Genomic DNA, 14,714 nt, shown 5'->3' with positions numbered 1-14,714 from the left:
CATCAGGAAAGGGAGAACGGCGGCGCTTCGGAGCCAGCGTCGGCCGGGGCCGTCGCGCTGGCAGAATCTGCCTCCGGCGCCCATTGTCGCGCAAAGAAGGCCTGCACATCGGCCAATGCGCGGGTGCGGCGGAAGGGCGGCAGTGAGTCCAGGAAGATCCGCCCGTAGCCGCGTGACAGCAGGCGCGGATCACACAGCACCAGCACGCCGCGGTCGGTCTCGCTGCGGATCAACCGGCCAACGCCCTGCTTGAGCGCGATCACCGCCTGCGGCAGCTGCTCATCGCGGAACGGATTGCCGCCCTGGCGGCGGATCGCATCCAGCCGCGCTTCGAACACCGGGTCATCAGGGGCAGCAAACGGCAGCTTGTCGATCACCACCACGCTCAGCGCATCGCCAACCACATCCACGCCTTCACGGAAGCTGGCCGCGCCCAGCAGCACACCATTGCCCGACTCACGAAAGCGCTGCAGCAGGCTGGCGCGTGGCGCCTCACCCTGCACGAACAGCGGCCACGGGCCGTCGCGCAGCGCATCGGCGGCCTCACGCAGCGCGCGGTGCGAGGCAAACAACAGGAATGCCCTGCCCTGCGACGCTTCCAGCACCGGCCGCAAGGTGGCGATCAAGGCCGCACCGTAACCTCGCGCAGCCGGATCGGGCAGCTGCTGTGGCAGATAGCACAGGGCCTGCTGCTGCCAATCAAAAGGACTGGGCTGGACCAGGGTATCCGGGTCATCCAGGCCCAGGCGTTTGGACAGGTGTTCAAAGCCGCCATCCACGGTCAGCGTGGCCGAAGTGAACACCCAGGCTGCCATCGAGCGCAGACGGTGCTCGCGCAACGGGCCGGACACATCCATCGGCGTGCGCTGGCAGCGGAAGCCGCGCGGGGTCAGCTCGTACCACAGCACATCGTTGCCATCATCGACGGGGAACAGCGAATCGCTGGCGGCTGGTGCGGCACTATCTTCCGGCGCGACGGCAACCTCATCGATATCCCACGCATCAACCGCGCCACTGTCGCCGTCATCCAACCAGCGCGACAGCCGTGACACGCCTTCCAGCGCACGTGCATGACAGGCATCCAGGCCCGGCGAGGCTTCGCGCACAAAATTCAATGCATCGCGCAGCTGCGCCATCGCCGCGGCAACCGCGTCAAAACCCTCGGCCACTGCAGGCACTGCCAGGGCGCGCCAACGGGTACCGCGCTGCGGCAGTTTCTCCATCGCCTCGCGCAGTTCGCGCAGGGCCAGCTCAAGCGTCGCCACGGGTTGTTGCAGGGTGGCCTGCGCGCCAGCGACGCTGCGGCATTCGGCCATGCAGTCGCGCGCCAGTTCCTGCCACGGACGCATGCCGAACCCTTCACCGAAGAAGTTCGTGGCAAGCTCCGGCAGCTGGTGTGCCTCGTCGATGACGAAGGCCTGCGCGCCGGGCAGGATCTCGCCGAAGCCTTCCTGCTTGAGCGCCAGATCGGCCAGCAGCAGGTGGTGATTGACCACCACCAGATCCGCCTCCTGTGCCCGCTGCCGCGCCTGCACCACGAAACAGTCGCCCCAGAACGGGCAATCGGTGCCCAGGCAATTGTCCACGGTCGAGGTGACCATCGGCAGCAAGGGCGAATCATCGGCCAACCCATCCAACTCGGCCATGTCGCCGTATTGAGTGCGGCCGGACCAGGTGAGGATGCGCTGGAACTGCGCCACCTGCTCGGTCGAGGTGAAGCGTGGCTCGCCGCGTGCCTGGTCCAGTCGATAGCGACACAGATAATTTGCCCGCCCCTTCAGCAGCGCGGATCGATGACCGACACCCAGTGCAGCGCGCACGCGTGGTAGATCACGATGGTAAAGCTGGTCCTGCAGCGCGCGCGTGCCGGTGGAAACGATGGTCTTCAAACCGGACAGCAAAGCCGGCACCAAGTAGGCGTAGGTCTTGCCGGTGCCGGTACCGGCTTCGGCCAGCAACACATCACGCTGCTGGAAGGTCTCGGCGATCGCGCCAGTCAAACGCAGCTGCGCGGGCCGCGGCACGAAGGCATCGAGCTGGCGCGCAAGCGCGCCACCTTCACTGAGTGCTTCGCAGCTGGCGGTGACCAAGGAGGACATGGCTCAAGCGCCGGAAGTGGTGAATCGAGAATGGGGAATGGCCGCAGGCCTCAATCGAAGCGCTGATCGCACCATTGCACTGACGGAGTACACCCTCGCCCGGCGATCAGGCACTTTCATTCCCTGTTCCCAACTCCCGATTCCCGGCACAAATCAAAAACGCTTGATCCCCGGCACGGTGCAGCCTTCGATCTGCGCATGCGCGGAGACGGCATTCTCTTTTTCGGCGCGGGCCAGACGCGATTGTTCGATGGTGGCCCAGTGGCGACGGCACAGCGGACCCGTGCGCGAGCCCAGATCCACCGCCTTCCTGGCCAAGGTCTCGGCGCGCGCCCAATCGGCCTGCAGCAGGGCGATTTCGGCGCGTTCCTGCAGGATGCCCGGATCATCGGTCACCTGCAGCAGTGCTTCGTTCAGGGCTTCGGCGGCACCGGCCAGGTCACCGGCCTTGCGCAGGGCGATGGCGGTCTGGCGCAGATCTTCCACCTGCGCATCGCGCAGCGGCTGCACTGACAGCTCGGTGTCATCGACGCCGGCGATGGCATCGACCGCAGCCAAACGCTGGGTCGGCGTGGTGTTGTCGACTACCGCCGGCTTTGCTGCTGGTGGTGCGCTGACGCAGCCTGCGAGTGACAGGGAAGCTGCAGCAGCAAGCAGCGCGTAGCGGATCAAAGACTTGGTATTCATGGGCGGGATTATCGCGCAGGCGTCTGCGCAGCGGGGGCCGCAGCCGGTTCAGGTTCCTTGCGATCCAGTCCCAGCCAACCACGCCAGCCGCCGCCGGACTGTTCCTGCGCACCGTCAGCACCTTCTTCCAGCGGCACTTCCGCCGGCACAGCACAGGGCGCGTACTGCGGCGCATAACCCACCACGAACGGAAAGCGGCGCGCGCCCGGGCAGGATTCGTCGGTGGCATTGCTGCCTGCCGCTTCCACGTACTGCCAGTCCAGGCCCTTGTTGTTCACCTGCAAGGCCTTGCTCGGCAGGTTGCGGAAGATACCCGACCACACCCGCATCGCGCCGGAAGCGCCAAACAAACCGGTCTGCTCGTTCTGGTCGTTGCCCATCCAGATCACCGCCAGATGGTCACCGGTATAACCGGCGTACCAGCTGTCACGGCCATCGTTGGAAGTACCGGTCTTGCCGGCGGCCTGCAGCCGCGACAGGCCTGCGGCGTTCAAGCCCGAGGCGGTGCCGCTGGACACCACCTGTTGCAGGCCGACACTGATCAGGTTGGCCGCGATCGAGTCGCCCTCCTGTGCCGGCGCCGGGCTCTTGTCATAGCGCTTGAGCAGCTTGCCCTGCGCATCCACCACGCCACGCACCGCATGCAGCGGCTGGATTTCACCGCCGGAGGCGAGGAACTGGTATAGCTGGGCCATGCCGTAGGGGCTCTGGTCGGTGGAACCCAGGATCACCGCCGGATTGGACTCGGCCTTGAGCCCGGCCAGCACATTGATCAACTGGGTCAGCCGTTCCGGCCCGACCTGCATGCCAACGCGCACGGTCGCCTGATTGTAGGAACGGGCCAACGCATCGATCAGCCGCACCGTACCGTGGCTGCGGTTGTCGGCATTGCCCGGCGTCCAGTTGCGGCCGCGGCTGAGCTTGACGGTAACCGGGGAGTCATCGACCCAACTGGCCAGCGAGTAGCGATCCGGCTGAGCCAATGCCAGCAGGTAGACGAAGGGTTTGAGCAGCGAACCAACCTGCCGCTGCGCGTCGATGGCGCGGTTGAAGCCCGGTTCGGATACATCACGGCTGCCGACCACGGCCAGCACGTCACCATTGTGCACGTCAGTGACCACCAGGCCGGTCTGCAGCTCCGGGCGACGCTTGTTCTCCAGCGCCTTGATGGTGTGCGCCACCGCACCCTCGGCATAGGCCTGGGCCGACGGCGACATGCCGGTGAAGACATTCAGGCCGGCGCCTTGCAGCACGCTTTCCGGGTAATCGTTGCCCAGCTGGCGACGTACCAGGTCGACATAGGCCGGGAACCGGTTGGCGGCAGCAATACCCGCCGTCTTGGACACGCCCAGCGGCGCCTTGAGGGCACGCTGGTACTCGGCATCGTCGATCAATTTGTTTTCGTGCAGCTTGCCCAGCACGAAGTTACGGCGGTCCAGTGCGTTCTCGGGATTGCGCCGCGGGTCGTAGAACGACGGGCCTTTGACCAGACCGATCAGCAAGGCGATCTGTTCGCTGCTCAGCGAATTGAGGTCGCGGCCAAACCAGAACTCGGCACCGGAGGACACGCCATGGATGGCCTGCTTGCCGCGCTGGCCCAGGTAGACCTGGTTGAGATAGGCCTCAAGGATGGTGGACTTGTCGTAGCGCGCTTCCATGATCAGCGCGTACAGCACCTCGTTGAACTTGCGGGTGATCGTCTGTTCCTTGCCGATGCCGAGCAGGCCGCTGCGGGCCAGCTGCTGGGTCAAGGTGCTGGCGCCCTGCCTGGTCTCACCACCCGTACGGATAGTCACCCACACCGCGCGCGCGATACCGCTCAGATCGATGCCGTGGTGACGGGCAAAGTCCTTGTCTTCCACTGCCTGCAGGCCGGTGACCAGCAGCTCCGGCACATCGCCCACCCGCACCAGCCGGCGCTCTTCCTGCTTCTGCCCGTACAAGGTGGCGATACGTGCCGGGTCCAGGCGCGCGGCTTTCAGCGCCTTGCGGCTGCCGGCGTCGCGCAATGAAGCCACCTGACCGCCGGAAACCACCACGTCTACCTTGCGTGCGGCGACATTGCCGTCAACGTCGACATAGCCGCGGCTGGAAATACTGAAGCTGCCGCCCTGCACCTTGTAGGTGCCGGGACTGTTGCCAGCGCCATCATCCCGGTAACCGGACGCCGCCAGCTCGGTCTTCAAGGTATTGGGATTCATCGCCGTGCCCGGACTGAGCACCAGCGGCCGCGCATAGACGCGGGTGGGGATCTGCCAACGCAGCTCGCCAAAACGCTGGCTGACCTGACTGTTCAGGTAGAGCGTATACGGGATCATGAAACCCAGCCCCAATGCGGCTGCGGCCAATCCCCAGGTGATCAAGCGGCTCCGCCACACAGGGCTGTTGCCGTCGGTATCGTCTTCGAACTGGTCGGAATCGTGGCGTCGTGGCACAGGGATGCGAGAATGTGGTTTGCAATGAGTCTAACGCAGCCGCATCCCCGGGGGCGTTGGCTGTCAGTTCCCTGCTTAAGCTGGAGTTCCAAAGGAATGTCGATTTCGCTGGCCGATGCGCGCTACGCCGTCAACCGCATCATCGGCCTGATCCGTCGCGGTCTGGCCAGCCTGCGAACGCGCGGCTGGCGGGCAACCCTGCACCGGGTTGGCGTGCATACCCGCCGCCAACCGCCGGCTCAGCGCGCGCCCCTGTACTTCCCTGACAACGCCCCCTTTACGCCGTTCAGCGTGCCAGGCAGTGACCGTCCGAGGGCCAGCATCGTCATTCCGGTCTACAACCATTGCGTACATACGCTGGCCTGTCTGCGTGCCTTGGCCACGCATCCGCCGGCTGCCAGCTGCGAGATCCTGGTGATCGATGACGGCAGCAGCGACAGCACCCGCGCCTGGATGCAGCAGATCGATGGGCTGCGTTACCACCTGCGGGCGCATAACGGCGGCTTCATCGCCGCCTGCAACGACGGTTTGCGGCTCAGTCGCGGCGACTACGTGGTGCTGTTGAACAACGACACCATTCCCCAACCCGGCTGGCTGGACGCGCTGCTGGAAACCTTCGACCGCGTGCCGGAAGCCGGCCTGGTCGGCGCCCAGCTGCTGTATCCGGATGGCCGCCTGCAGGAATCGGGCGGTGTCGTCTTCGCCGATGGCAGCTGCTGGAGCTACGGTCGTTTCGAGTCGGCCGAAGACCCCCGCTACAGCGCGCTGCGTGATGCCGACTATTGTTCCGGCGCAGCGCTGGCCATACCGCGAGTGCTGTTTGAAGAGCTGGGCGGCCTGGACAGCGTGTATGCACCGGCCTACTACGAAGACACCGACCTGGCCTTCAAGGTGCGCGCAGCCCGGCGCCGCGTGCTGGTGCAACCCTCCAGCCGCGTCGTACACGATGAAGGCACCAGCAATGGCACCGACACCAGTTCGGGGGTCAAGGCCTACCAGGTCCGCAACCAATCCGTGTTCGCCGCCAACTGGCAGGATGCACTTGCAGCGCAGCCCGCACCCGGCAGCGTGCCATCCCCTGCCTTGTTGCATCGGCGCCAGCGGCAGATCCTGGTCATCGACGAGTGCCTGCCACAACCTGACCGCGACTCGGCCTCGCTGCGCCAGTTCAACCTGATCCGCATGCTGCTGAACGAAGGCGCGCATGTGGTGTTCCTACCCACCCGCGGTGAGCCCGCAAGCCCTGCCAGCCAAGCGCTGCAGGCAATAGGCGTGGAGGTCTGGCACGCCCCCTTCCTCGCCGGCGTGGGCAGCTGGTTGCGCGACAATGGCAAACGTTTCGCGGTGGTCCTGCTGGTGCGTTACCACGTTGCCAACGAATGCCTGCCCTTGCTGAAGCAGTTTGCCCCGCAGGCACGCACCGTGTTCGATACCGTCGACCTGCACTACCTGCGCGAGCGCCGTGGTGCCGAGCTGGCCCGCGACCAGCGCCTGCTGCGTAGTGCAGAGCGTACCCGCGCCAGCGAGCTGGCGGTGATGGCAGCCACCGATGTGACCCTGCTGGTCAGCGCCGCCGAAAAAGAGCAACTGGTGACCGACGCACCGCAGGTGCAGGTCGAGCTGATCTCCAATCTGCATGAAGTCGCTGGCGCTGGCCAGGGCTGGGCACAGCGGCATGATCTGGTGTTCGTCGGCGGCTTCCGCCATCCACCGAATCTGGATGCGATGACCTGGTTCATCGGCGAGGTGTTCCCGCTGATCCATGCCCAGCGTCCGGAGATCCAATTCCACTGCATCGGCGCCGATGTACCGGACAGCATCCATGCACTGGCCGCTGGCAGCCCCGGCGTGCAGGTACATGGCTATGTGCCCGATGTAGTTCCCTTCATGACCGGCATGCGTGTTGCGGTGGCGCCGCTGCGCTTCGGCGCCGGGGTCAAGGGCAAGGTCAACCTGAGCATGGCCCACGGCCAGCCAGTTGTGGCCACCACCTGCGGCGTGGAAGGCATGCACCTGCAGGACGGCCAGGACGTGCTGGTTGCCGATGGCAGCCAGGCCTTTGCCGACGCGGTCCTGCGCCTGTATGACGACGCGGCGCTATGGCAACGCCTGTCGGATAACGGTCTGGCCAATATCGCCAGACACTTCTCGATGGATGCGGCGCGTCAGGCCGTGCAGCGCGTGTTTTTCTCTCCATAGCGCAGGTCACTCGTTCAATCACACCGTATGCAAACTTGCACGCGCAGCTAGACCATCGATGGAGCGCGGTCATGCTGCGCTGGAGCCATAACGATAAAGCTTCAGCCGAGCGTAGCTCAGCGCTAGCTGGCTCATCCCGGCCCAGCGCCCGCGACAATCAACGCAGCGCGTTGCGGACACGCTCGCTGAAGCCGGCAATTTCCGGCGTCGCCGGATCGATCTCACGCGCCTGCAGCAGCGCCTGCTGTGCAAAGGCGGTGTCGCCGCCTCCCAAGCGCTCGCTGCCAACCGCGATCCAGCGCTGCGCCAGCCGTCGCCGCGCCGGTGCCAATGCAGGATCAGTCGGGGCAAGCGCCTGCCAGGCATCCAGGCAGGTACGTGCTGCACGCAGCCGATTGCCGCGCAGGTTGTCGTCCAGGCAGGTGCGCGCGGCCGGAAGTATCCTCGCCGCCGCGCGTTTGACCCGCGGGTCCTGCGGTGCCAGCGCCTGTGCTGCCTTGAAACGGTCGTAGGCGCTGCTGCCCGGCGGCAACAACCATTGCTGGCGGGCCTCGGCTTCGTCGAGTTGTTTGAGCAGCGCCTTCAAGCGGCGTTCGCGCTCGGCGCCGGCAACCGGAGCCTCCATCGACTGCCGGGCCTGACGCGCGCGTTGCAGCACCTGTTCGGCAGGGCTCAGTTCGGCGCTGTCCGGCGCCAGTTCACGCGCGTGCTGGAGCGCGCGTTCAGCCGCTTCAAACTGAAAATCCGCAGCCAGGCGCAATGCTTCCTGCACCTGCGCATGGGCGATGCGCTGCAGCCCCTGGCGGGCGACCGGGTCCTCGCCTGCTGCCAGCACCTGCTGGAAAGCAGTGGCTGCGCGCTGCAGGCGGCCGCGCGCCAGGTCACGCTCGCCCTGCTGCCGACGCTGTTCCAGCGCGGCATTCATGACCGCCTTGACCCCCGGCAGATTGGCATGACCGGCGTCATAGTGCTCCACCCGCTGCAGCAAGGCCGCCGCTGCAGCCAGATCACCGCGATCCGCCGCCCGCGTGGCCTGGGTCAACAGGTCGGAGAGCACCTCGTCACGTCCTTCCAGCGCCTGCATCTTGTCCGGCTGCAGCGCCAGCACACGCTGGTACAGCGGCAAGGCCGCGTCGGCCGCATCATCCAGACGGCCCTGCGCCTGCGCGGCCTCGGCCTGCTGCAACAGCTGCTCGATGCCGTCATGCCCGCGCACCGCCTGCTGCAGCCTGGCCGCGAGCAGATCAATCTCGGCGGAAGGTGCCTGCAGTTGCCGCGCCAGCGCCAGGCTGGCCGCAGCCGCCTCGCGATCGCCTGCCGCCAACTGTGCGCGCGCCTGTGCAAGCGCTGCCTGCGCGGTCTGCACCAGCGCGTTGCGCACATCGCTGCGGTCCGGGTCCAGCGCGGCGGCGGCTTCAAACAGTTCACGTGCCCCGCGCCCGTCGGCGGCGCTCAAACGCCCCTCGCGCAGCGCCTGGCGGCCGTCATCGAGCAGTTGCTGGATCTTGGTTTCCGGCCACAACCAGTCGGCCAGCGGCTGCCGGAACAACGCCAATAGCAGTGCCAAGGCGGCTACGCCGATGGCGATCGAACGCCAGGCACGCGGGCTGTTCCAGCCACGCGCCACCCACCAGCGCCCGTACAGCCGCAGCTTGTCGCCGAATGTCTCCAATCCCTGTTGGCCGCGCTGACGCCAGTTCTCCATGCGCCAAGCTTACCTATCCCAGCCTTCGCGCATCGTCTACGCCGGGCAAGGCATCAAGTTTTCCAAGCAGGGTGGACAGCTGGCCGTAGTCACTCACCTTCAAGCGCAGGCGCAGTTGGATGCGTCCGCTCTCGCGCAGGTTGTCGCTGTTGATCTCCAGCACATAGGCATCTTCCTGCGCGATGAGGTTGGTGATGTCCTTCAACAGCCAGCGGCGGTCAACCGCGCGCACCATCACATCCACCTCATAGCCGGTGCCGGTACGTCCCCATTCCACCGGCAATACCCGTTCCGGATGGGCGGCCGACAAGCGCGCCAGCGACGCGCAGTCCATGCGATGCACGGTGACACCACGGGTGCGGGTGAGATAGCCGGTGATCGGCTCACCGGCCACCGGCTGGCAGCAACGCGCCAACTGCACCAGCAGGTTGCCCACGCCCTGCACGGTGAAATCGGACTTGCCGAGGCTACCGCGGCGCGCAGTCGGCCTTGGCAGTACCGGTGCTGCCGGTTGCGAGGCGGCTTTTTCGGCCTCCAGCAGCGCGCGGCTGACCTGGTTGGGCCCGGTATCGCCCAGCGCAACCTGGATGTACAGATCGTCGATACTGTCGGCGTGGAACTTGCGTGCCGCCACCATCAGGTCCGAATGCTGCAGGCCCAATCGCTTCAGTTCACGGTCCAACAGCTCGCGGCCGGCCTGCACGTTGCGGGCACGATCGAGCTTGTGGAACCAGTTGCGGACCTTCTCGCGCGAACGCCCGCTGGCCAGGAAACCATTGGACACCAGCAGCCAGTCGCGCCGGGGGTCAGCTTCCTTGCCGGTAAGGATCTCGACGCGGTCGCCGCTGCGCAGGCGGTAGGTCAGCGGCACGATCCGGCCGTTGATCTTGGCCCCGCGGCAACGGTGCCCGACCATGGTGTGCACGTGGTAGGCGAAATCCAGCGGTGTGGCGCCCGCCGGCAGGTCCATCACCTCGCCTTTGGGGCTGAGCGCATAGACCCGGTCCTCGATCAGCTCGGCATCCAGCGCGCCGGCCAGATCATCCGCACTGCCGTGCTCCTGGGCCTGCTCCAGCAGCTGCCGCATCCAGGTGATCTTGCGATCGAAGGCCTTCTCCGCGCCCTTGCCGCCCTCCTTGTACTTCCAGTGCGCGGCCACGCCCAGTTCGGCCTGCGCATGCATTTCGTGGGTGCGGATCTGCACTTCGATGGTGCGACCTTCCGGGCCGATCACCGCGGTATGCAGCGACCGATAGTCATTGGCCTTGGGGCGCGCGATGTAATCGTCGAACTCGCTGGGAATCGGCGTCCACAGCGCATGCACCACGCCGAGCGTGGCGTAGCAGGCACCAACGTCATCGACCATCACCCGCACCGCGCGCAGGTCATACAGCTGCTCGAAGGCCAGCTGCTTCTTCTGCATTTTCCGCCAGATGCTGTAGATGTGCTTGGGCCGGCCGCTGACTTCAGCACCGATGCCCTGCTCGGCCAGGGCAGCCGACAGTTTCTTCTTCACCGCCTCGACATAGCGCTCACGGGCGATACGGGTTTCGTCCACCTCGCGGGCGATATGGCGGTAGGTGTCCGGTTCGAGGAAGCGGAATGCCAGATCCTCCAGCTCCCACTTCAACTGCCAGATACCCAGCCGGTTGGCCAACGGCGCGTGGATATCGCGGGTCAGCTGGGCCAGCGCACGACGCTCCTCGGCCGGCAGTTTGTCGGCCGCACGCATGCAGGCCAACTGCCGGGACAGCAGGATGGGCACCACCCGCAGGTCATGGATGATCGCCAGCAGCAGCCGGCGCAGGCCTTCGCTGTTGCGGCCGGCTTCGCGCCCGGCATGCAGCGCCCACACCTGGTCCGCAGCCTCCTGCCCGTCCAGCAGCCCGGTCACCGCCGTGGTACTTGGCCCCAGCGGCAGCTCGGCCACGCGCGCGCGCAACCCAGGCAAATCAAACAGCAGGGCGGCGACGATCACACTTTCGTCGGCGGACAGCAGCGCCAGCGAGTCCAGGGTATCGGCAAGTACCGGCCAGGACAGGCGCGGCGACACATCCGTGTCCGCTTGCTGCCAGCAGGCCAGCAAGGCCTGGCGCAGCGGCTCGGACAGGGCACGGGTTGAGGCGCGCTGCAGCAGCGCTTCCAGGCCGGGGGTGGGGGAACTGTTCACAGCATTCAATTACGGTCGGATGCCCCTACACTAGCGCCCACCCTCTCTGGGAACAATGTTCATGAAGCTGCCCCGCCTTGCTGTCCTGCTTGCCGCCACCGCTCTGTCGTCGTACCCATTCACCGATGCACACGCCCAGCGCGTGGTGCAGGGGGATCTGCAACAGCAGATGTCCGCTGCCGAATTCGACGCCGCCGGCTTGAACAAGCTCAGCCCCGAGGAGCTGGTCACGCTCAACAACTGGTTGCAGGGCAAGGTGGCACAGGCTGCCAGTGTCGCCGTGGAACAGGCGCGCGAAGAAGGCCGCCAGGAAGTGATCGTCAAGAACCGCGGCTTTTTCGATTTCGGTTCCAAGGACCCCATCCAGGCAAACCTGGAAGGTGAGTTCCGTGGCTTCGGCAAGGGCCGTCAGTACACCCTGGACAACGGCCAGGTCTGGGAACAGACCGATGATGCGCGTGCCGGCGGCGTGCACAAGCAAAGCCCGATGGTGCGTATCACCCCCGGCCTGATGAACGTGTGGTATCTACAGATCGATGGCCTCAACACCCGCGCCAAGGTCCGGCGCACCAAGTAAGCGCTCCTGCCCCGCCCCGGCCGCATCTGCCTGGGCAGGTATTTCCATGTTCTCCACTCTGTGAGCCTGCCTTCGCCATGCGTGTATTCGTTCTGACCCTGCTGTTGCTGCTACTGCCTGCCAGCGCGGCGGCCCAGGTGTACAAATGCAAAGGCAAATCCGGCGAAACCGTGTATTCCGAGCATCCCTGCGATGCCCGCGCCGAACCGATGAAGCTGCGTGAATCACCGGTTCCAGCCCCGGCGCCATCGCAACAGATGGCCATCGAGGGTGAGCATCAAGGCGAGAATGAGGCGGCACCAGCGCCAGCCGACAGCAGGGAGCTGGCAGAAGCCCGCGAAGCCGAGCGCAGCTGCATCAGTACCGCCACTGCGTCCATCTATGGCTCATCCAATGATCGTGTCGGCACCCTGCAGCAGCAGATGGGCGTGCTCAGCGAACAGCTCGCTGCAGCCGAGGACGCGCAACGCAGCAAGGCCTTGCGGGAACGGATGGCAACCTTCCGTCAGGCCATCAGCCGCGAACATGCCAGCGCCCACGCGCAGATGAATACCGCCCGTCGCGCCTGCGTCCAGCAGCACCGTCCGGGAGCGGCGGCCGCGCGCTGAACGCAGCCGCGCTCAGCTGCGCAGTGCTGCCACCCGCTGCGCCAGCTTCTTGGCCGAGATACCGGAACGGAAGCCCAGCTCCTGGGCGAACAGCGATACCCGCAACTCCTCGATGTCCCAGCGCAGGGCCGCCCATTGCGGGCGCTGCGCCAGTCCCTGCATACGCGCTTCCTGCAATGCATCAACGAAGGGTTTGAGCTCCAGCATGCGTGCCTGGTCACGCGGTGGATCGCGCTTGGCGCGTTCGGCACGCAGGATCATCGCCTTGAGGTAACGCGGGAACTGCGCCAGCGCATCGGCTGGCGTCTCGCGCAGGAAGCCCGCATGCACCAGACCGGCCAGCTGCGCCTGCATGTCGTCCAGGTTGCCGCGTGCCCAGCCCATCAACGGTGACTCCAGCTGTGGCTTCAACTCACCGGTCAGACCGAGGATGCTTTCGGCCAGCTTGAGCCGCTCCATCGCTTCGCCGAACAGGCGCTTGCCAGCGTCGGCACAGCGCTGCTGGAAGGCTTCCGGTGTGCGTATCGCTTCCAAGCCATCGGCCAACACCGCGTTTACCGCCGCATCGACCAGATCGCCACGCAGCCGCTCCTGCGACTCGATGGACGCATACAGCAAGCCCGTCTTGGGCGACACAGGCAGCTGTTTGCGTGCCTGCTTGAGCTTGTCGGCCAAGGCGATCTCCAGCAGGCGGCGGACGCCTTGCGGATGCGCAAGCGCAGCTTCACTCTTGTCGGCGAAGATGCGCAGCGCAGCGGCCTCGCCGGTATCGACCAGCGCAGGGTAGGCTGGCACCCCAGCTTCACCTGGAACCTGCTCGGGAATGGCAGTGGTTGGAAAATCGCGCAGCCCCTCGGCAGCCAGTGCCGCGCCTGCACGTGCAGCAAACGCGTTACCAGCGCGCTCGCCGAAGCGGGCACGCAGTGCATCCAGGTCACGTGACATGGCGAGCAGCTTCATCCCGTCCTTCTCGCCAGCGCCAGCCGATTTGCCGCGTGTTGCGCTACCAGATGCTGCTTCAAACAAACGCAGGTTCATGCGCAGGTGCGGATCCAATGCGTCCACATCAAAGTCCGTCGCAGCAACCATCGCCCCGGTAGCCTTGGACAGGAAGCGCGCCAGCTCACCACGGATGTCGTCAGCCGACGGCTGCGCCCAGGCTTCCGCAAACGCACGGCCAAAGTCCGGCGCCGGCACATAGTTGCGGCGCATCACCTTGGGCAGGCTGCGGATCAGGGCCGAGGCCTTGTCGGCGACAAAGCCGGGGGCAAGCCATGACAGTCGCGCCGGGTCCAGCGCATTGAGCAGGTGCAACGGCACGTCGAGGGTGACGCCATCCTGCTCGCTGCCTGGCTCGAAGCGGTAGTGCATTGCCAGGCGCGCATCGCCCAGCGGGAAATACTTCGGGTAACGATCCTGCTCACTGCCCTCGCCCGGCAACAAATCGGTCAGCGACCAGTGCAGGCTGCGGCGTTGTTCCGGTGGCAAGGCTTTCCACCAGCCATCGAGCAGATTGGCCGAATGGATATGCGACGGCACCCGGTCCAGATACCAGCGCGCCTGCCAATCCTCATCGGCAACGATACCGGCGCGGCGCAGCTTGGCTTCCTCTTCGCGCGCCTGCTCCAGCAGCTTCATGTTGTCGGCGACAAAACCGGCGCGGGTGTTGATTTCCCCGGTTACCAGCGCCTGCCGCACGAAGATGTCGTGTGCTTCGCCGGGATTGATCCTGCCGTAATGCACCGGCTTTTTCGGTGCCAGCACCAGCCCGAACAGGCTGATCTGCTCGGAGGCGAGCACCTGGCCCTGGGCACGTGACCAATGCGGATCGAAGTGCTTGCGCGCCAGCAGATGCGGCAACTCGGCAATCACCCAATCCGGCTCGATCGAGGCATTGGTCATGCCCCAGACGCGCGCCGTATCCAACAACGTGGCACTGAGCACCCACGGCGGCGGCCGCTTGGCCAGGGCCGAACCCGGGAACAGATGGAAACGGCGCTGGCGCGGCGCCTGGAAGTCGCCTTTGTCGGTGCGATGACCAATCTGGGTTGGCAGGCCTGCCAGCACTGCACGATGCAGCGTTTGATAGGCCGCTATGCGTACCTTGTCCGGGATGGAGTTAAGACCGGCTTTAAAACCGGGGTCAGAGTCGGGTTTTCCGACAGTTTTTTACCACCGGGGATGGGTGAGTGGGGAAGCCCCCTCAGACCCCCGGTTTTAACCCGGGTTACCCA

General features: G+C 65.8%; 8 protein-coding genes and 1 pseudogene. 3 read left to right on the top strand and 6 right to left on the bottom strand.

The window, feature by feature from the left end:
* Window positions 1-2: 2 nt before the first annotated feature.
* From yoaA to mrcB, 3 genes are all read right to left on the bottom strand, one after another.
* Window positions 3-2,099 (bottom strand): DNA repair helicase YoaA, encoded by a 2,097-nt coding sequence (gene yoaA, locus AC1VWL_RS05965; RefSeq protein WP_482986097.1) that lies wholly within the window; start codon window positions 2,097-2,099, stop codon window positions 3-5.
* A 153-nt stretch (window positions 2,100-2,252) separates the two neighbouring features.
* Window positions 2,253-2,786 carry a tetratricopeptide repeat protein gene (locus tag AC1VWL_RS05960; protein ID WP_482986096.1) on the bottom strand — a complete coding sequence of 178 codons (534 nt, stop codon included), beginning with the start codon at window positions 2,784-2,786 and terminating at the stop codon, window positions 2,253-2,255.
* Between the two features lie 8 nt (window positions 2,787-2,794).
* Window positions 2,795-5,221 carry a penicillin-binding protein 1B gene (mrcB, locus tag AC1VWL_RS05955; RefSeq protein ID WP_482986095.1) on the bottom strand — a complete coding sequence of 809 codons (2,427 nt, stop codon included), beginning with the start codon at window positions 5,219-5,221 and terminating at the stop codon, window positions 2,795-2,797.
* Between the two features lie 96 nt (window positions 5,222-5,317).
* Here mrcB and AC1VWL_RS05950 point away from each other — a divergent pair, with 96 nt between their 5' ends.
* The gene (locus AC1VWL_RS05950) at window positions 5,318-7,420 is read left to right on the top strand and encodes a glycosyltransferase (RefSeq protein ID WP_482986094.1); all 2,103 of its coding nucleotides are present in this window, start codon (window positions 5,318-5,320) and stop codon (window positions 7,418-7,420) included.
* 157 nt (window positions 7,421-7,577) lie between these two features.
* On the opposite strand, the gene AC1VWL_RS05945 is transcribed toward AC1VWL_RS05950, so the two are convergent.
* The gene (locus AC1VWL_RS05945) at window positions 7,578-9,125 is read right to left on the bottom strand and encodes a hypothetical protein (RefSeq protein WP_481533483.1); all 1,548 of its coding nucleotides are present in this window, start codon (window positions 9,123-9,125) and stop codon (window positions 7,578-7,580) included.
* 13 nt (window positions 9,126-9,138) lie between these two features.
* A complete protein-coding gene (locus AC1VWL_RS05940) occupies window positions 9,139-11,295 on the bottom strand; it encodes a RelA/SpoT family protein (RefSeq protein WP_482986093.1) in 2,157 nt (718 codons plus the stop codon).
* 61 nt (window positions 11,296-11,356) lie between these two features.
* On the opposite strand from AC1VWL_RS05940, the gene AC1VWL_RS05935 reads away from it, so the two are divergent.
* Both AC1VWL_RS05935 and AC1VWL_RS05930 read left to right on the top strand, forming a co-directional pair.
* Window positions 11,357-11,872, top strand: a complete 516-nt coding sequence (locus AC1VWL_RS05935; protein ID WP_482986092.1) for a hypothetical protein — start codon at window positions 11,357-11,359, stop codon at window positions 11,870-11,872.
* 77 nt (window positions 11,873-11,949) lie between these two features.
* Window positions 11,950-12,480, top strand: a complete 531-nt coding sequence (locus AC1VWL_RS05930; RefSeq protein WP_482986091.1) for a DUF4124 domain-containing protein — start codon at window positions 11,950-11,952, stop codon at window positions 12,478-12,480.
* A 12-nt stretch (window positions 12,481-12,492) separates the two neighbouring features.
* Here AC1VWL_RS05930 and AC1VWL_RS05925 read toward each other — a convergent pair.
* Window positions 12,493-14,589, bottom strand: a pseudogene (locus tag AC1VWL_RS05925) (DUF3418 domain-containing protein); the annotation flags it as partial.
* Window positions 14,590-14,714: the final 125 nt, after the last annotated feature.

This window comes from Stenotrophomonas sp. STEN063 (genome assembly GCF_056854515.1).
Note: the sequence above shows the minus strand (reverse complement) of the source record. Positions and strands in the feature narration are given on the sequence as shown.